Source organism: Clostridium sp. AF19-22AC (genome assembly GCF_003479085.1).
Taxonomy (GTDB): Bacteria; Bacillota; Clostridia; order Lachnospirales; family Lachnospiraceae; genus Faecalicatena_A; species Faecalicatena_A orotica.
The window spans coordinates 15,084-33,763 of record NZ_QUGN01000012.1; the positions used below are offsets into that span (position 1 = coordinate 15,084).

Below are 18,680 nucleotides of genomic sequence, written 5' to 3' on the forward strand. Positions count from 1 at the left end.
TTTATTCTCCCCCTTCGAGTATGCGGTAGACTGCATCCATATCCAGACTCTCCCGGATGATGTCCGCAAGTTTATCGTACTGCTGGTTTTTATATTCTTCAAGATCGACGGCCCTGATATCCTCATGGTCCAGTCCCTTCTGCTTCAGCAGTGCACGGACCAGGCCTCCGGCAGCCTCCGGTTTATCAAATACACCGTGGACGTAGCAGCCATATACATTGCCGTGGGCGGCTCCATCCATCTTCTGGGATTCTTCCGTGACATCGTTTCTCAACATCAGGATCGGAGACCCGCCTGTCAGTTCTGTGGCTCCCATATGGATCTCATACCCCTCGATCTGGACACCGCTTAAACAATCCAGCATCCCGCCGGGGCTTAGGAAGGTCCCCTGCACGCGCGTCCTTGTCTTTTCCCGCTCAAAAACCGTTTTCGCCGGCAGGAGTCCCATCCCCTGTACGGTTCCTTTCTGTTCCACCCCTTCGGGATCGGTAATCTCTTCCCCGAGCATCTGGTAACCCCCACAGATCCCAAAGACTAACTTTCCCTGTCCGCTGTGTCGTATGACCTTGGCTTCCAGACCGTTCTGGCGCATCCAGAGCAGGTCGCCGATGGTATTCTTACTTCCCGGAATGAGCACTGCATCCGGATTTCCAAACTCTCCGGGTGCAGAAACATAACGCACGGAAACTCCTTCCATACATTCCAGCGCCATGAAATCCGTAAAGTTTGAAATCCGCGGAAGGCGTATGACAGCAATATCCACCAGTCCTGCCGTTTCTTTTCTGTCGAACCGTTCCGTGAGGCTGTCCTCATCGTCAATGTCCAGATAGAAATAGGGCACCACGCCCCGGACCGGTATCCCGGTTTTCTCTTCCAGCATCTGAAGTCCCGGTGCAAGTATATTCTTATCTCCACGGAATTTATTGATGATCGTTCCCTTGATTCTGTTTCTTTCCTGTTCCTCCAGAAGCATGACCGTGCCTACCAGCTGTGCAAAAACCCCGCCCCGGTCGATATCTCCGACCAGAAGGACCGGTGCATCCACAAGCTCTGCTAATCCCATATTGACGATATCCTCGTCCTTTAAGTTGATTTCCGCCGGGCTTCCCGCCCCCTCAATCACAATAATATCATACGACTTCTCCAGCTCATGGTATGCGTCCAGAACAGCCGGCACGAATTTCTTCTTGGAGCGGTAATACTCCGAGGCTGACATCACCCCGGTCACTTCTCCGTTAACGATGACCTGGGACCCTGTATCATTGGTAGGCTTCAGCAGGATCGGGTTCATCAGTACAGAAGGTTCGATCCCGGCTGCCTCTGCCTGCATGACCTGGGCTCGTCCCATTTCCAGTCCCTCTTTTGTAATAAAAGAGTTCAGGGCCATATTCTGTGATTTAAACGGGGCCGTCCTGTATCCGTCCTGGGCAAATACCCTGCACAGGCCTCCCACGAGGATGCTCTTTCCCGCATTGGACATGGTCCCCTGTATCATAATGCATTTTGACATATCGGTTCTCCTTCTTTTTATTCTGCAGTCCTGCAGTCTTTTGAATAGATTTCTTCCAGTGCCGATAGCAGCTGCCTGTTCTCACTGCTGCTTTTCACCGCAATGCGGTAATAGCCTTTTTTCAGTCCTTCGTAATTGCTGCAGTCCCGGATCAGTATGTACTGCTCTTTTAAAAGCTCAAATAAATCATATTTACTTTTTAACAGCATATAATTTGCTGAGGACGGAAAATACCTGACTCCTATTCTTCCCAATTCTTTTTCCATCATTTTCCGTTCCTCACTTACAAAGCACCTGGTCATCTCTACCCGCTCCGGCTCCGTAAGGGCGGCAAGTCCCGCCTCCTGCGCGGTCACGGAGACACTCCACGGCTGCCTGACAGCACAGAGTTTCTCTAAAAGGCCCCGGTCCGAACTGATGCCGTACCCAAGCCGCAGGCCGGGCATTGCATGCATCTTTGTAAACGCCCGCATCAGAAATACTTCCTTTGTTTCCAATGCTTCCTTCGCCGACAGGATGCCTGTCTGGTCCTCCTGAAACTCATAAAAACATTCATCTAAAACGAGCCTGATATGCCGTTCTTGACATCTTTGAATGATTTCCTGCAGAAGTTCCCTGTCCACGGTCTGCCCTGTCGGATTGTCCGGGCTGCATAAGAAAACCATGTCCGTATCTTCCGTCAATTGATCCAGATACTCCTCTGTCAGCCTAAAATTTTCTTCTTCCTTTAGATAATGGTACACGATCTTACAGCCTGCTGCCTTTAAGGCCTGAGCGTACTCGGAAAAAGACGGGGCCGTCAGCACCGCTTTTCTCGGACGCTCTGCAAAGACGATGGAAAAGATCAGGTCCGCCGCACCGTTTCCAAAGACAAGCAGCTCTCCGTCGATGTCTTCTTTTTCTGCCAGTGCCTTCCTCAGTCTGCTTAAACGGCTGTCCGGATACACACCGATCCATTCAGAACTTAAGGCAGCCGCCTCTTTCACCTTCCGGCTCGGCCCGAACGGATTGATATTGGCAGAAAAATCAATCATGCCCTCATATGTATAAATATCACCGCCATGCATGTAATCCATAAAATCCTCCCGCATCTAAATCTCCAAAGTCAAACAGCTGTTCCAAAAAAGGAACCATTACAAGATGAACACCAGTTTTACCATCCCGAACAGCAGGAATGTCAGTACTGCCGTCCCATACATCAGCCTGTCCGCCCTCGGAATATCTTCCGCCTCAACGGGCCGGATGTCATCACCAATGTAATCTTTTTTATACAGCTTCCCGAAATACCACGCATCCCCGGCGAGCCGGATCTGAAGTGCCCCCGCACAGACCGCCTCTGTCTGCGCCGAATTCGGGCTGGCATGTTTTCTCCGGTCCCGCAGATAGATGCGCCACGCGCCGCGTGCGTCCATCTTCAGCACCCACGCTGCCGCAATCATCAGAAAAGCGGACAGACGGGCCGGGATATAATTGAGCACATCGTCCATCTTTGCCGCGCATCGTCCCAGATACAGATACTTTTCATCCTTATAGCCGATCATGGAGTCCATTGTATTGACTGCCTTGTAAAAGAATCCTAAGGGGGCGCCTCCGATCATCATAAACAGAAGCGGCGCCGTCACCCCGTCTGAAGTATTTTCCGCAACAGTCTCTACGGCCGCCTTCACGACACCGGCCTCATCCAGACACTGTGTATCCCTTCCCACGATCATGGAAACAGCCTTTCTGGCTCTGGGAAGGTCTCCTTTTTTGACTTCTGCATATACCTTCATGCTCTCCTGCTTCAGTCCCTTCGCCGCCAAAAGCTGCCAGCACCAGAAGCTTTCCAGCAGGAATCGAAGTACCGGGTGTACACGTCCCGCTGCATACAGGAAAAGACACGGAACCACTACAGAAACGAGCACGACGAGGATCCACAAGAGCCCCCCGGCCACAAACTGTGCATTCTTTTGATCTTTACAGATTCTCCGGAATTGTTTTTCCAAAAATGCAATCAGTGCACCAATCAGCCGGATCGGATGATACAGCCATACCGGGTCTCCAAATAGAAAATCTAATATAAATCCTGTCCCACAGGCTAACAATGCCATCATAACCGTTCTATCTCCCTGAATTCTTTTTGTCCTCTGCCCCATGCCGCCTCATCCAGAGAAATCACATACCCGCCGCCGTTTTCGGCCTGCCAGTCATAAAACTCACTGTCTCCCCGGTCAAACCGGGACAGCACGGCCATAATCGTTCCCCCGTGGACGACCATAGCCGCCGTCTCACAGCCTTTTTCGACCAGCTCTGCCGCCATTTCCTCGAATCCTTCCACGCACCGGGCCTTGAACGCTTCGTGGCTCTCCCCTTCCGGGAAAGGTATCGTCCCGCGGGAATCCAGCCATTCCTGATAGACGGGAAGGTCTTTGAGTTCCTCGTAGTTCTTCCCCTCGAACAGCCCGAAGTCACATTCCCGCATCTTTTCACAGAGCAGCGGCTCTTCTCCCGGAAAGAGCAGATTTGCGGTCTGGATACAGCGTTTCATCGGACTGGCAATCACACAATCAAGCTTTCCCAATGCCTGAATGAGGTTTCGTTTCTCTTCTGCCATCCTGATAAGCCCTTCCCCTTCGAGCAGGGGCTCGTCTGTCCGGCCTACATATCTTCGTTCCAGATTTCCCGGCGTCTGGAAGTGCCGTATCATAACTACCTTCATAACAGCCTCCCCGCCAGTACAATTCCGGTCAGCACTGCCAGTTCACAGAGCTGGAGGAAATACCCCGCCAGATCCCCTGTCACTCCGCCAAACTGCCTGTTGCACAGCAGCCTGTAATATAGAAAGACCAATGCTGCTACCACAAGGGAAACAAGTCCGAGAACCCAGTTCAGCCACAGGACCAGCCCTGAGAAAACAAAAAGGTAGATCATCATCGTAATCCTGACGTTCTTCCTCTTGGCCCCGTCCTGAAAAGTCTTAGCAAGCCCGGAGTTTCTGGCGGCCTGAAAGGTTACGATGGAGAATCCGCTGAAAGAGCGGGACAGAACATACCCGCACCCGATCACGGGCAGCATGTCCAGTGTCACCTCGCTCCACACAGCCACGCTCCACAGAAAGTAACAGCCCAGTCCTAAGATTGCGAAGGCACCGGAATTTGAGTCTTTCAGGATTGCAAGTTTTTTCTCCCGGTCCCCGTAGGAACTGACAGCATCCATCGTATCCATAAAACCGTCCAGATGAATCCCGCCCGTGACCAACACAGGCAGCAGCGTCATTGCCGCCGCGAAGAACAGTTTCCCGGCACCGCTTTTCAAAAGCAGACTGCCCAGAAGGACTTCCAGTATGCCAATCACTGCACCAATGACAGGAAAAAAACACATCGCATACTTCATATTCTTTTCATTCCATTCCACTCTCGGCATCGGTATTTTCGAATACATCGACATCGCCACAGCACATGATTCAAGCAGATACATGATATTCCCTCCTCGTCCCCCGGTTACTTCAAAACTTCATACTTTTCAATCTTTGTCTCTTCAAAGGTGCTCATCCTGCGGTAAACTGAAAGTCCCATCTCCAGAAGTGGAAAGACTGCTACGGCACCGCTGCCCTCACCCAGACACATATCACAGGTCAGAAACGGGGATATACCCAGCGCATCCAGAAGCATCTGGCCGGCCGGCTCTTTGGATACATGGGAAGGCATCATGTAATCTCCCGCAGCCGGAACCATGCGAAGGGCAGTCAGGGCAGATACCGCTGAAATAAAACCGTCGATCACGACTGGTACATGATACAGTGCACCGCCTAAGAATACCCCGGCCAGTCCCGCGATATCCAGTCCGCCTACCTTTGCCAGCACATCCAGAGCGTCATCTGGATCCGGCTTATGAAGACTGATCCCCCGCTTGATTGCACCAATCTTCTTTTCCAGCCCTTCACTGCTTAAGCCTGCCCCTTTTCCGGTAACTTCCTCGACTGGCCGGTTCAGGAGTACAGCGGCCACGGCGCTGCTTGACGTGGTATTTCCAATGCCCATCTCACCGGTTGCGAGAATATCATATCCCTGCGCCTTCAGGTCACCGGCCATGCGGATTCCGACCAGTATTGCGTTCCATGCTTCTTCCCTTGTCATCGCAGGTTCCTTTGCCAGATTCTTTGTTCCATAAGCAATCTTTTGAGATGTCTTTGTCACGGACGGCACATCCACCGCCATCCCGATATCGACCGGGAACAGATCGGCTCCCGCGATTTCGCTCATGATTGCAACACTGGCTGCTTTCTTTGTAAAGTTATCAGCCACAATCGCCGTAACCTCCTGCCCTGTCTGTGTCACACCCTCTTCCACGACGCCGTTATCCGCACACATGATAATCAGGCCCTTTTTCTCCAGATCATACTCTGCTGTCCGCTTCATTCCCGCCATGCGGATCACGGCATCCTCCAATTTCCCCAGACTGAACAGAGGCTTTGCCACGGACATCCATCTTCTCTTCGCAGCCTCGACACTTGCCTGATCGGCGGGCTCAATCATCATTTTCAATTCCTCCGGAGTGATCTTTTCCGGAATTTCTGTCACCTGTGCCATCGCTTTTCATACCTTCCTATTCTGATTGAAATTTTCTGCAGTTTTCGATAAACCGTTCTGCAAAAACGGGATTGGAGTAGAAATGAATATGGGGATATCCTGCAAACAGGCTGCCCTCCATATGGATACACTCCCAGAAACGTTTTTTGTCCGGCTTCACCGCCAGACAGTCTGTACCGTTGTCGGTACTGTCCCAGTAATGGAATTCATGTCCTCTCAGCCGCTCTCCCTTTTTGAAATAGATTCCGTCTTTCTGTGCCTGAAGGTCAATATAACCAAATCGGACCAGCCTGTCTTTTTTTACCGCCCGACCTTCTATGACACCGGCCACAGAACGAAAGACTCCGTCTTTTCCTTCCATTTCCTCATGCAGATACATAAATCCGCCGCATTCTGCCAGACACGGCATTCCCTCTTCGACTGCTTCTCTGACTGCCGTACACATCTCACCGTTTGCAGAAAGTGTTTCTGTATAAAGCTCCGGGTAACCGCCTCCGATGATCATTCCCTGCAGCCCTTCCGGCAGCCGGCTGTCATGGAGCGGACTAAAGGGAATCAGTTCGCAGCCCGCATTTTTTAACAGTTCCAGATTATCCTTATAATAGAAACAGAATGCTTCATCACGGGCGATGCCTATCCGGGCTTTTTTACCCGTCTGAACTTCCCTTGCCTGCCCCGCTGCTTCTGTATCTGCATTACCTTCGTTTCTTCCGATTTCCAGCAGCTGCTCCAGATCCACCGTGCCACTTAAGATTTCTCCTGCCCGCATAAGGCGTTCACGGATTCCAAGAACCTCCTTAGGTGTGACCAGTCCGAGATGTCTGCTTTCCAGCCCAAACACTTCATCCTCAGGCACATAACCGACGACCGGGATCTGATATCCCTTTTCCTTGAGTCCGGCCTCAATCATGGCCTTCATCTTCGGATACAGCATTCCGGAAATGCGGTTCAATAAGATCCCCTGAATGTGGCTTTCCTCACGAAACTGGAGCATTCCCAGAATCATGGGCAGAACCGAAAGTGCCATCCCCCTGCAGGGCACTACCAGGACCACCGGAATACCGAGTGTACCGGCCACATGGAAAGAACTGGCCTGGTCCGAGTCCAGGGCCATCCCGTCATAATATCCCATCACTCCCTCGATTACGGTCACTTCTGCACCGCGGGTATGTTCCAGAAAAAGCGGTTTTAGCACTTCTGGTTCGCAGAAGAAAAGATCCAGATTTTCTGACTCAATTCCAAGCACCTCCCTGTGGAACATGGGATCGATATAATCCGGCCCGCATTTACATGCGGCAGTCTTCATGCCCCTCTGTAAAAAAGCCGCCATCAGAGCACAGGAGATCACGGTCTTGCCGCTTCCGCTGGATGCCGCTGCGATCATAAACTGAGATCCTTTCATTGCTATGCCTTCCCTTCCGTAATGATATATACCGGATTCAAACCGGTCATCATATGATATGCGCCAAGTTTTCTCGATCTGGATGCCGCAATCTGCACGATCTCAGGTTCCTTCAGAATGCCTTCCTCCACAGCCTCGATCGCTTCCTTCACTGTTTCCAGAGAGATCGCATTCAGGACAATCCGTACCTCCGGGTTCTTACGCTTCACCGTCTTCAGAATGTCCTTCAGGTTTCCCGAACTCCCTCCAATGAACACATGGGTAGGTGCTTCCAGATTCAGAAGTGCCTCCGGGGCCGTGCCTTCCACGACCGTCACCCAGTCCATCCTGAACTTCTTTTTATTTTCCTCGATCAGAAGCGCCCCTTCCGGATTCTTCTCAATGGCATAGACCCGGATCGTCCCTGACTGCATCGCGGCCTCCACCGCAACCGAACCAGTCCCGGCGCCGATATCGTAAACCACTGCATCCTCATGGAGCTGGAGCTTTGCCATACTAACCGCGCGCACCTCGGATTTTGTCATAGGTACTTTGCCGCGTATGAATTCCTCATCCTCCACATGGCAGAAGGTCCGCCTGCACGGATGTGCATTGAGAATGAGTGCCACATCCAGCCCGGAACAGTCCTCCGGGGAAAGACTGCTTCCCTTTTTATGTATGATACATTCATCCTCATAGGATAGCCGTCTCCCGATCCAGCAGTCCACATCCTCCAGACCGTAGTAACGAAGTTTTTCACACAGTGCAGCCCCGCAGGTTTCACCGCCCAGCAGAAGAAAGGTTTTCTCATTGTGTGCCACTGCGTGAATGTAATTCTGTATTCTGCCGTGGGCGCTTACAAGGACGGCATCTTCCCATGAAGTATGGAGCCGGGACGCGAGATAAACGACGGAAGAGATTCCCGGCACGCGTATGACCTCATATCCTTCCAATTCGGCTTCCAGCTTTTTTGCCCCGCTGTAGAAACCGGGGTCTCCGGACAGCGCCACCGCGATCTTTTTATATTCTCTGTGTACCTCAATATATCCGCGGATCTCATCCGGCAGATAGGCATGAAACACCGGTTTTCCCAAGCCTTTCAGGGCCTCCGTCATCCTTCTGGCACCGATCACACAGCCACAGTCACCAAGTAGCCTAAGAGCCTCCCCGGTGAGGGAATCCTGTGCACCCATGCCAATGCCAATCAGGTAAATTGTCTGGTCTTTCTTACACATTCCGATATCCTCTCGGTGTTACCATTTTCCCATTAATTTCTGTCGTCTGTTCGTTTCCGATGAATACAGTCGTAAACATATCCACCTCCATGTCTTTCAGGCGGCTAAGTGTCATGATCTGTGATTCTTCGCCATCCCGGCCGATGTTGCGCACCGTTCCGCAGACTGTGTCCCCGGATTTATATTCCAGCATCATCTCACAGGCTTTTTTCAGATAGTCCTTCCTTTTCCTGCTGGATGGATTGTACAGGCAGATGACAAAATCAGCCATTGCCGCCGCCTTCACCCGCTTTTCGATCTTCTCCCAGGGGGTGAGAAGGTCGCTTAAGCTGATCACCGCAAAATCATGCATCAACGGGGCGCCCAGCACGGCCGCGCCACCGTTTGCCGCAGTAATTCCGGGGACGATTTCGACCTCAATTTCAGGATACTCCTTCCCGACCTCAAGCATCAGCCCTGCCATCCCGTATATTCCGGCATCCCCACTGCAGATCATGGCCACATCCTGCCCTTTTTGAGCCTCCTCAAAAGCCATCTGGCAGCGCTTCACTTCCTGCGTCATGGGCGTTGTCAGAAACACCTTGTCCGGGTATTCTTCTTTTACCAGATCCACATAGACCGTGTAACCCACGATGATCCCGCACTGCTTTACGGCGGCTTTTGCCTCCATCGTCATCTGCATGTCCGCACCCGGACCCAAACCTACAACATAAATCTTACCCATTGTCTTTTCCTCCCTCTGATGCCTGACGAAATTCTGTGGTAAACGACGGGTCATACAGTCTGGACCGGTCATACTCCCCGTCCAGCACCTTTCCGACAACAATCAGGGCAGTCTTCGTGATGTTTTCCTTTTCTGCTGTTTTCGCAAGGCTGTCTACCGTACACCTTAGTACTTTCTCGTCCGGCCAGGTTGCCTTATAGACAATCGCCGCCGGCGTATCTTTCGCATATCCGCCTGCCATCAGTTCCTCCTGAAGCTTCTTCAGCATTCCCGTGCTTAAGAAAATGACCATTGTCGCCTGATGAGCCGCGAAGCTGCGGATGGATTCCCGTTCCGGCACGGGCGTCCTCCCAGCCATTCTTGTGATGACCACGGACTGTGACACATCTGGGAGAGTGTATTCTGCCTTAAGCGCTGACGCCGCGCCGCAGAAAGAACTGACTCCCGGACAGTATTCATAAGAAATTCCTTCTGCATCCAGTGCATCCATCTGCTCACGGATTGCCCCGTACAGGCAGGGATCCCCGGTGTGGAGGCGGACGACGCTCCTGCCTTCCCTCTCCCCTTTTATCATTACTTCCAGAACCTCTTCCAAGGTCATTTTCGCACTGTTATAAACCTCACAGCCTTCCTTTTTCACCTTCAGAAGGCCCGGATTTACGAGCGAACCTGCATATACAATGATATCCGCTTCCTGAAGATAGCGGTACCCCCTGACCGTGATCAGATCTTCAGCTCCAGAGCCTGCCCCTACAAATAAAATCATCTCTTTTCCCCCTTATCTTTAATGATCACGAGCGAATAGTACCCGGCATCATCCGGTATTTCTTCCACCTGCCTGTAAATATGTTCCTGGCTCATCCCGCAGTTTTCCACCATTTCCGCTTCCAGTCCCTTTTCCCTGACTACCTGCTTCACATACGGCATTTTCTTTCCTGCCTTCATCAGTACTTTGGTCCCTTTCAGATCAAGGCTTTCCTCGACTCCGTAGGAGGCAGGGATAATATGCAGTTCCTCGCGGTTCTCCGCCAGTCCCATGTCCATCCTTGCCGCTGCCGCGCAGAAAGACGGGATTCCGGGGATCAGTGCAGTCTTCATTCCACGTTTCTTTAACCGCTTATGTACATACAGACATGTAGAATATACGGTCGGGTCTCCCAGTGTAATAAAAGCGACATCCTTCCCGGCTCTGAGCAAATCTTCCGTCACTGAAGCACACCTGTCATGGATCTCCTTTAATACCTCTTTTTCCTTCATCATCGGCATAGGCAGAAAGAGTCTGGCTTTGTATTCCATCTCTGGAACTGCGGGCAGTACAATCTGCCATGCCACACATTTTTCCAGCAGAAGGGGGAACCGGCTTACCGTTCCCGCCTCCTCATATACAGGTTCCCGGAAGTCCGGGGAAGACACTGCCAGCGCAATGACCTCACATTCCTGTATCGCTTTCACTGCTTTTAAAGTAAGAAGTTCCGGGTCTCCGGGCCCTACTCCTACTCCGTAAAATATACCATCCATCTTGTGTTCTCTCCTTTATGTATCTGTTGGGTAACTGATCACGGTTTAAGCCGCTGTATCTGTTCCAGTAATTCCCGGGTGCCAGATGTACTTCCTAAAATCCCTTCCTCCATAGAAAATACGACCGCCCCGATCTTCAATTTCTCTCCTGCACGGTGCTTTAAGTGGTACTCAGCCTTCTCAAGGATACTCCGCATAACAACATCCAGCATTCCTTCCTGCTTCAGAAGGTCCACGGCCTCCGTCGTCGTCAGGCTTCCCATCAGCCTGCCTGTTATTTCCTGTGATGCCCCATGCAGGGCGGCATGTGCCGCGAATACCTCCATCCGGCAGTCTGCCTGTCTGGAATGGGTATTCATCACTCCTGCCGCCAGCTTTACAAGCTTCCCGATATGTCCGATGAGGAGAATCCCTTTCATTCCAAGACTGACCGCATAATCGATGGTATCCCCGATATAATTACTGCACTTCACAGACAATTCCCCATTAAACTTCAGCGTCTGTGTCAGGAAGTCACTGCCATAGTTGCCGGGTACGACGTAACACCAGTCATAACCGTTTTCTTTGAGCATCTTCATCTCCAGATGAATCGTAGCTGTCAGCGCCTGCTCACTCATTGGTTCCACGATTCCGCTCGTTCCGAGAACTGAGATGCCTCCTTCAATCCCGAGACGGGGATTAAAGGTTTTCCGGGCAAGTTCTTTCCCTTTTGGGATGGAGACCACAATTTCGAGCCCGTCTGTGCTGCCAGACTCCTCTCTCTGGGAATCCACCGCCTGAAGGATCATTCTGCGGGGAACTTTATTTATTGCTGCATCCCCGATCTTCTGCTCCAGTCCCTTCTTTGTCACCCGGCCGACTCCCTCGCCGCCGTCCAGATGCAGCTCTGTCCCCGGGCATCTGCTGACTTTTGTATAGATAAGGATACCGTCCGTCACATCCGGGTCATCCCCGCTGTCCTTACGGACCGCACAACTGACCGCATCCTGACCGATTTGTATATCCTCCACATCCAGATAGAGCAAAACACCCTTGGGAGTCAGAAGGGAAACCTGCCAGATCGTCTCTCCCGTAAGCAGCATATGTGCCGCTGCCTTCGCCGCGGCAGCCGCACAACTGCCGGTCGTATAACCTGAGCGGAGCTGTTTCTGGTTTTTCCAGATCAACGCCCCCTGTTTTTCTTCCGACTGGTACCTGTTCAGATCTTTTTCTGTCATAAGGATGCTCCTTTACATAACTGCTTCGATGTGTTCTATATAAATATTGCGGATACCCCTCATCTCTCCTAATCCTTTGATGACCGCCTTCACCTCATAGCCGGCTTCTTCAAGCTCCGTTTTCCATGAATCTTCTTCTCCCGCCATGTCATTCTTCGCATGATCTCCTGCCACGAGCATGAACGGCATCAGCATGACCTTCTTTGCACCGGATATTTCCAGTTTTGTCATCACATTTTTTAAATCCGGAAACCCTTCCACGGTTCCCACCAGAACCTGACTGTAGCCTAAGGAATGAAACGTGTACTCCAGCGTCGGATATGCTGAATTTGCATGGTGGTCCGTCCCGTGCCCCATGAATACAAGAACCTCGCCGTCTTCCAGATCTACTTCTGACATCACTGCATGGATTGCCTTCTTATAATCATCCACACTGGTGAGCAGGGGTTTTCCGACACGGATCTTCCGGAACTTATCTGTGTATTCCATCACATCACACATCATCCTGTCATTTTCAATCCCGTTAATGATATGTGTCGGCTGCACGATCACATTCTCAATGCCCTCGGCCGCCATCTGCTCCATTGCCTCTTTCACCGTATTAAAATGCAGATTCTCTGTCTTTTTCAGCTTCTTCAGAATCATCTGGCTTGTAAATGCACGGTACACCCGGTAATCTGGGAATGTCTCTGCAATCTGCTGTTCGATCTTGTCTATGTTCTTTTCCAGAGTATCCATATGACTGCTTCCAAAGCTTACAGCCAGTATCGCTTTCTTCGTCTCTGCCGTTCTCTCCATATCCGTCTCCTTTTATGCAGGTTCACTGCTTTAAACTCCATGTTCTATATATTGTTCTAACTGTCCCATGCTGACAGGCGGCCGGAGGTTCTCCTTGAGAACCCCCTTTTTTACCAGTTTGTCAAATAATTTCAAAACAGCAGGTTCTTCCTGATTCGTCATCTCAAGAGCCTCCTGGTCCGTACATACCGTGACCGGATCCGCCTGAAGCAGAACTTTCCCTTCGTGCATCAGGACAATCTCATCCGCCCATGACAGGGCATAATCAATATCATGGGTAGCCATTAGTATCGTGATTCCTTCATCTGCCAGCCTGTCCACTATCTGGTTCACCATCTTCGTATGTTTCGCATCCAGAGCAGCCGCCGGTTCATCCAGAATAATCACATCGGGATGCATAACAAGGATGTCAGCGATCGAAACCTGCTTCTTTTGTCCCCCGCTCAGGGCATGTGCCGGACGGTCACAAAAAGGCGTAATCTCCAGATATTCAATCACCTGCTCGATATCCTTTCTCACTTCATCCTCCGGCAGCCCCAGATTCAGAGGTCCAAAAGAGATTTCCTGATAAACACTCGCCGAAAACAACTGGTTATCCGGGTCCTGAAAGACGATCCCTACCTTGCTCCTTAAGTCAAGCAGCCCCTTTTTGGAATAGTCAACAGGTTTCCCATTAAACAGAATCGTTCCACTGTCCGGCCTGTAGATGCCATTACAGCATAAGAACAGTGTGGATTTACCGCATCCATTTGCACCCATGAAGGCGACTTTCTGCCCTCTCTTAATCCGGAGACTGACACCGTTTAATGAATGCGGTCCATCCTCCTCGTAGGCATAGTGAACATCTTTTACTTCTATTATAATATCCTCTGTACCTATACTCATACCAGTTTCCTCCATATCGTAAGACCGAGCAGCAGAAGCTCAAAGAGCAGGATTCCCACCGCCTCCTTTTTCTTCACAGGATGCTGTACACTAAGCACCTTTATTTTTCCGTTATAGCATCTGGACTCCATCGCATCATACAAAAAATTGGACCGTCTGAGAGCTCTGATAAAGAGTCCTGCACCCATATGCCCGAAAGACTTCACAGATGTTTTCAGATTTTTATTGCCCAGTCTGGACTTCTGTGAAACCATGATAGCGGAAGCTGTTTCCATCAGCACGAAGATGAACCTGTAGATCAGCATCATTAGTTCAATCATCATCTCCGGACAGTGCATTTTGGCTAATACATCGAGAATATCTGTCATTGTTGTATTTAAGGATAAAAAGTACAGACAGGATACACTTGCCATAGCAGTTGCTATCAGCTGAATAGCGAATGCCAGAGATGCTTTGCTTCCTGTGATAAAAAAGGTGCCCACTGGCACTGCATATGCATCCAGTGGGACCTTAGAAAAGTTTACGATAATCGCAAGAGTACTCAATATAAGAAATGTAAATGGTACAGCCAGCAGACGTATGTATCGTCCAAATGAAATCCCGCCCTTTTTTACCGTCAGGAACCCATTTACAAAAAAGGCAATTCCCGCAATTAAAAGAGAGCGGCTGATGATGCAGAATAAAAGTGTCATAACAGAAAATATGAATTTCTCTCCTGCATTCACAAGCCTAAGCTTCGAACGATAACAAAGCTTATCCACTACAATCATATCTTGCTCCTCTCCGGCGCTGTTTCGTTATTTTCCTTTACTCTTCGCTTTTCTGCCATTTCCTGCGCTCGACAAAGCGCCCCATTATGAATGCGATCACACCGACACCAATTCCTGTCTGGAGGCAGAAGATAAGGCTCTCCACTTCTCCTGGAATCTCACCGCCAATAATCTTCTCCAGAACCGGGGTAAACCAGGGAGTATATTCACCGCCCTGCAGTTCTTCCACTACAACGCTTCCCGCATCGTCAGAGCCGCCGAACTCGGCTCCTTTTAAAGCAAACAGGGGAACAAAAGCGATCAGTGCCGCTATAATTAATAAAATGATAACTGTTTTTGCATTCTTACTCATCTTATTTCGCCTCCTTCATAAATCCGATTGCCTTTAGTTCCGGTTTTGCATAGGACTCAAGCGCCATTACGATGATAACGGTAAGGATCCCTTCGATGACTGCCAGCGGAACCTGTGTCGGTGCAAATACACCGAGGAATTTGACTGCCGAGGCAGCAACACCGCCAGACTCTGAAGGATAAGCGAGAGCAAGCTGGATACTTGTTACACAATATGTAAACAGGTCACCTAAGCACGCAGCCAGAAATACAGTAACCTTTCTATTTACTTTAAATTTCATGCACAGTTTATAGATTCCGAATGACAGAAGGGGTCCTGCAATTGCCATTGAGAATGTATTGGCTCCCAGTGTTGTCAGTCCGCCGTGTGCCAGCAGGATTGCCTGGAATAAGAGTACGATAATTCCAAGTATACTGACAGCCGCAGGCCCGAAAAGGATCGCCCCCAGCCCGGTTCCCGTCATATGGGAACAGCTTCCTGTAACGGAAGGGATCTTCAGGGATGAAATCACGAAAATAAACGCCCCTGCCATTGCGATCAGTGTGATGGATTTGCGGTTCTCTTTCATTCTTTTTTTCAGGGAAATAAATCCGGCTGCTAAGAACGGGACACAAATAACGCCCCATGCAATACAGTATCCTGCAGGAAGGTATCCTTCCATAATGTGCATTGCATTTACTGCCGGTGTGACTGCAAACATCACGGCGAACGCGATGGATGCTTTGAGTAAGATTTTTTCTTTTTTTGTCATGTCTTCCTCTCTCCTTTTTTTGTGAATTTGCTGAAAATAGCCCAGGTCCATCACAAAATCGTAAGAGATTCGTAAGGACAACTGGTCATCTCCCCGTAACCATCCAGATCCTTTTAAAAGCGGGTGTTCTGACTTAAGTATCATCACGATATTCCGCCTTCCCATGAGAATCCCCACAGTGACCTTATGGAATACCGCTCCTCTAATACAGCAACGGGTATTGTGCAGGATTCCAACCTGCTTCCCCTGCCGTTTTAAAAAACGGCTTACTTTTAAACTGTCTGCCAGATCTGAACTATGCTTATTGAGCCTCCGGCCCGAATAAGATTTATAAATTGAACAAGAGCTGTTCAACCCGATTAAGCCCTGCCTGATTATACATACAGGATTCAATCTTAAAAATTTTATCACACTTCATGGAAATATGCAATCCGTGACCGGGCCGTAAAACGGCCTCTATTGCAAAAATATCTACGCATATATTATTGTAAACGGCTGTCCCCCCTATGTATTGTAATTTTTTAAGGATACTTAGTAGGAATTATAGAAATCCGGGCAACTGCGACCGAGGGATTATAAACTAATAAAGATTACCATAAAAAAGATGGCCCCGCGTGCTGCCGGCCATCCTTTTTATGTTCTAAAAGGAATGTTAGTCCTCTTCAAAAAACATGTAATCCATATAAAATTCATTAAAGTCTTTATCATTGGACAATCTGATTTCTTCCGAGACGCTTCTGATCTTTTCTATCACTTCATCTGCATCCGGTTCCAGTAATTTTGCAATCGCCCCCTTCAGGCAGCTGTTGCCCACGGCCTCGATCTTTCCCTCACACTCTTTCGGGAGGAGTCCGATGCCGACCGCCTTTTTGATGTCCAGCTGATACCCGAAACCGCCTGCTATATAGACAGTTTCAATTTCGTCATAAGGGATTCCATATCTCAGGATTAACGTCTCCAGCCCCGCCCGTACAGCAGACTTGGCAAGCTGGATCTCCCTTACATCCTTCTGGTAAAAACCGATGGTTCTCCCCTGTGCATCTTCACCCAGATAGAATCCATCCTCAAAATACTCCTCGTCCAGAAGTCCGGTCTCATCGATCAGTTCTTCTTTCAAAAGCCCGTATGTGATCTCCACAACCCCCGTGCCGCAGATTCCTGATATAGGCTTGTCCTGTATTGTCTCTGTCACGGCCTTCCCGTCATGGATTTCAACTTTACAGACAGCACCGGGGATGCTGCCCGTACCGCATGTAATATTGCCGCCCTCGAATGCAGGCCCTGCCGCCGTTGACGCCACATAGATCTTATCTTTATTGCCGACTGCCATCTCTCCGTTCGTTCCCAGGTCAATCAGCACGGACACTTTTTCCCTGTTCTGGAAATTAAGGGCGTACATTCCCGCTGTAATATCCCCGCCCACATAGGTTGAAATTCCCGGATAGATGTTTACTTCAAAACTACCGTCAAAATCATTTGCTGACTTCCCGCAAAGTGCTTTTACATCTGTCGTAATTTGTTCCAGATTGACCGGAGTAAAGGGAAAGACACCGAGCGTCTCACATGAATATCCCATAAGCAGGTGGACCATCGTAGTATTGGCCCCGATTACCATTCGTTCCGGAAGGATCTTCCCGTTTTCTGTAAGATCTTTTATTCCGGACATCAGGTCTTCCTGAATGCTTTCCTTCAGTTCGTTTCCCTTACCATTCGTGGATGCCTCGATCCTGCTGATTACGTCTGCACCATATGCGCGCTGACGGTTCATGGCCGTATAAGTCTTCACTGCGCGTTTACTCGTAAGATTGACCAGCTGCATGGCAATCGTTGTCGTACCGATATCCGTGGCAATCCCGAATCTGCCCCCTTCGTAATCTCCAGCGTTTCCGTCCTCTGCCTGCAAGGTTTTCCCGCGCCCTGCCTCTTCTCCGAAATCCGTAAGGACTGCAAATCCTTCCTCCTGTCCACAGTCAAGTGTAATCGTACAGTCCCCGGATGCATAGGCACGGCAGGCAAGACGGAACCCCGCCCGGATCTCATCCTCATCGAAAAACCGGCTGTCCTCCGCTGACGGCTTTACTTCCCCTTCCAATACCCTGATCCGGCATTTTCCACAGGTACCACGTCCGGCACATACAGCACTCAGGAATATATTATGCTCCTTGAGCACTTCCATGAGCGTCTGGTCCTTTTTCCCGGTAATTGTTACAACGGCCTCTTCGGAACCGCCGCCGCTGCCGCCTGCCGATGAAACCTTCATCGTGAAGTCCGGGATATGCCTCAGCTTACACGTTAAATTCGGACATTTGCTGCAGTCATGTTCAATCTTGAAATTGTCAGAATTTTCATCCAAAAGGTAAATCTGGCAGGTCGTCTTTACCGGGTCATACATGAAGCTTTCCTTGATATGTATCCCTGCCAGTGCTTCCCCGTCTGTTACTTCCAGAGCTTTTTTCTGCGCCGCCATAGGGATATCCTGCGGAGCCTCCATCCGCCGTATAACACCGCGCTTTCTCTCCCTGCACAGCCTTATAATGGTATCTGAAAGCAGGTGGTCCATCTGGAATAGATAATCGTCCGCCATAGCATCGGCCAGCATCCCGCCCAGATAATTGCCTTGTGCAAACAGCTCGGTTGCCCACCGGCTGATTTCGCCGCCTACCGATGTAATGCTAAACAAGGCCTCCTGACTCTCTCCTTCATACTCCGCCAGATGGAATTCCTCCACACTGCCAAACGCAAGCAGAGCCGCCGGCTCTATTTTTTTATATGCTTCGGGCAGCATTTCCTCATATTCTTCCAGGACCTCATCATAGATCTCACTGTCCTCATAACAGTCTATTAAATTCAAAACACTTTCTTTACATATCTTGATGTCAAAATCTTTAATTATCATCCTGCCGCCCTCTCTATAGTTAACACAATTATAATAGTTTCCGATAACTGTCCATAGTTCCGGGCAGCTACAATT

General features: G+C 49.9%; 18 protein-coding genes and 1 riboswitch. All 18 genes read right to left on the reverse strand.

Annotated elements, in window-relative coordinates:
• Nucleotide 1 precedes the first annotated feature (1 nt).
• The 18 genes from DWX43_RS14435 to DWX43_RS14515 all read right to left on the reverse strand — a co-directional run bounded on the left by DWX43_RS14435 (nt 2) and on the right by DWX43_RS14515 (nt 18,605).
• Nucleotides 2-1,510: a cobyric acid synthase gene (locus tag DWX43_RS14435; protein ID WP_118620779.1), complete on the reverse strand. Its 1,509-nt coding sequence runs from the start codon at nt 1,508-1,510 to the stop codon at nt 2-4.
• 17 nt (nt 1,511-1,527) lie between these two features.
• Nucleotides 1,528-2,586, reverse strand: a complete 1,059-nt coding sequence (locus DWX43_RS14440) for a histidinol-phosphate transaminase (RefSeq protein ID WP_118620872.1) — start codon at nt 2,584-2,586, stop codon at nt 1,528-1,530.
• Between the two features lie 57 nt (nt 2,587-2,643).
• Nucleotides 2,644-3,603 (reverse strand): adenosylcobinamide-phosphate synthase CbiB, encoded by a 960-nt coding sequence (gene cbiB, locus DWX43_RS14445; protein WP_118620780.1) that lies wholly within the window; start codon nt 3,601-3,603, stop codon nt 2,644-2,646.
• A complete protein-coding gene (locus DWX43_RS14450; RefSeq protein WP_109732157.1) occupies nt 3,600-4,208 on the reverse strand; it encodes a histidine phosphatase family protein in 609 nt (202 codons plus the stop codon). Before DWX43_RS14450 ends, cbiB begins: the two co-directional genes overlap by 4 nt.
• Nucleotides 4,205-4,966, reverse strand: coding sequence for an adenosylcobinamide-GDP ribazoletransferase (locus DWX43_RS14455; RefSeq protein WP_118620781.1), 762 nt, complete (start codon nt 4,964-4,966; stop codon nt 4,205-4,207). The genes DWX43_RS14450 and DWX43_RS14455 overlap by 4 nt, the downstream gene beginning before the upstream one ends.
• A gap of 23 nt (nt 4,967-4,989) precedes the next feature.
• The gene (cobT, locus tag DWX43_RS14460) at nt 4,990-6,027 is read right to left on the reverse strand and encodes a nicotinate-nucleotide--dimethylbenzimidazole phosphoribosyltransferase (protein WP_347559305.1); all 1,038 of its coding nucleotides are present in this window, start codon (nt 6,025-6,027) and stop codon (nt 4,990-4,992) included.
• Between the two features lie 67 nt (nt 6,028-6,094).
• Nucleotides 6,095-7,480, reverse strand: coding sequence for a cobyrinate a,c-diamide synthase (locus tag DWX43_RS14465; RefSeq protein WP_118620782.1), 1,386 nt, complete (start codon nt 7,478-7,480; stop codon nt 6,095-6,097).
• 2 nt (nt 7,481-7,482) lie between these two features.
• On the reverse strand, nt 7,483-8,694 hold the full coding sequence (cbiT, locus tag DWX43_RS14470; protein ID WP_118620783.1) for a precorrin-6Y C5,15-methyltransferase (decarboxylating) subunit CbiT: 1,212 nt from the start codon (nt 8,692-8,694) through the stop codon (nt 7,483-7,485).
• Nucleotides 8,687-9,418 carry a precorrin-3B C(17)-methyltransferase gene (cobJ, locus tag DWX43_RS14475; protein ID WP_118620784.1) on the reverse strand — a complete coding sequence of 244 codons (732 nt, stop codon included), beginning with the start codon at nt 9,416-9,418 and terminating at the stop codon, nt 8,687-8,689. The genes cbiT and cobJ overlap by 8 nt, the downstream gene beginning before the upstream one ends.
• The gene (gene cobM, locus DWX43_RS14480) at nt 9,411-10,184 is read right to left on the reverse strand and encodes a precorrin-4 C(11)-methyltransferase (protein ID WP_109732152.1); all 774 of its coding nucleotides are present in this window, start codon (nt 10,182-10,184) and stop codon (nt 9,411-9,413) included. The genes cobJ and cobM overlap by 8 nt, the downstream gene beginning before the upstream one ends.
• Entirely contained in the window at nt 10,181-10,936 is a 756-nt protein-coding gene (locus tag DWX43_RS14485; protein ID WP_118620785.1) for a precorrin-2 C(20)-methyltransferase, read from the reverse strand. Before DWX43_RS14485 ends, cobM begins: the two co-directional genes overlap by 4 nt.
• Nucleotides 10,937-10,974: 38 nt before the next feature.
• Nucleotides 10,975-12,153, reverse strand: a complete 1,179-nt coding sequence (cbiD, locus tag DWX43_RS14490) for a cobalt-precorrin-5B (C(1))-methyltransferase CbiD (RefSeq protein WP_118620786.1) — start codon at nt 12,151-12,153, stop codon at nt 10,975-10,977.
• A 12-nt stretch (nt 12,154-12,165) separates the two neighbouring features.
• On the reverse strand, nt 12,166-12,951 hold the full coding sequence (locus tag DWX43_RS27365) for a sirohydrochlorin cobaltochelatase (RefSeq protein WP_243099317.1): 786 nt from the start codon (nt 12,949-12,951) through the stop codon (nt 12,166-12,168).
• 30 nt (nt 12,952-12,981) lie between these two features.
• A complete protein-coding gene (locus DWX43_RS27370) occupies nt 12,982-13,836 on the reverse strand; it encodes an ATP-binding cassette domain-containing protein (RefSeq protein WP_243099318.1) in 855 nt (284 codons plus the stop codon).
• Nucleotides 13,833-14,606 carry a cobalt ECF transporter T component CbiQ gene (cbiQ, locus tag DWX43_RS14500; protein ID WP_118620787.1) on the reverse strand — a complete coding sequence of 258 codons (774 nt, stop codon included), beginning with the start codon at nt 14,604-14,606 and terminating at the stop codon, nt 13,833-13,835. The genes DWX43_RS27370 and cbiQ overlap by 4 nt, the downstream gene beginning before the upstream one ends.
• Nucleotides 14,607-14,643: 37 nt before the next feature.
• Nucleotides 14,644-14,958, reverse strand: coding sequence for an energy-coupling factor ABC transporter substrate-binding protein (locus DWX43_RS14505; RefSeq protein ID WP_118620788.1), 315 nt, complete (start codon nt 14,956-14,958; stop codon nt 14,644-14,646).
• 1 nt (nt 14,959) lies between these two features.
• Complete coding sequence (locus tag DWX43_RS14510) at nt 14,960-15,709, reverse strand: energy-coupling factor ABC transporter permease (protein ID WP_118620789.1); 750 nt, start codon at nt 15,707-15,709, stop codon at nt 14,960-14,962.
• A 100-nt stretch (nt 15,710-15,809) separates the two neighbouring features.
• A riboswitch (cobalamin riboswitch) is annotated at nt 15,810-15,998 on the reverse strand.
• Nucleotides 15,999-16,361: 363 nt separating this feature from the next.
• Nucleotides 16,362-18,605, reverse strand: a complete 2,244-nt coding sequence (locus DWX43_RS14515) for an ASKHA domain-containing protein (RefSeq protein WP_118620790.1) — start codon at nt 18,603-18,605, stop codon at nt 16,362-16,364.
• Nucleotides 18,606-18,680: the final 75 nt, after the last annotated feature.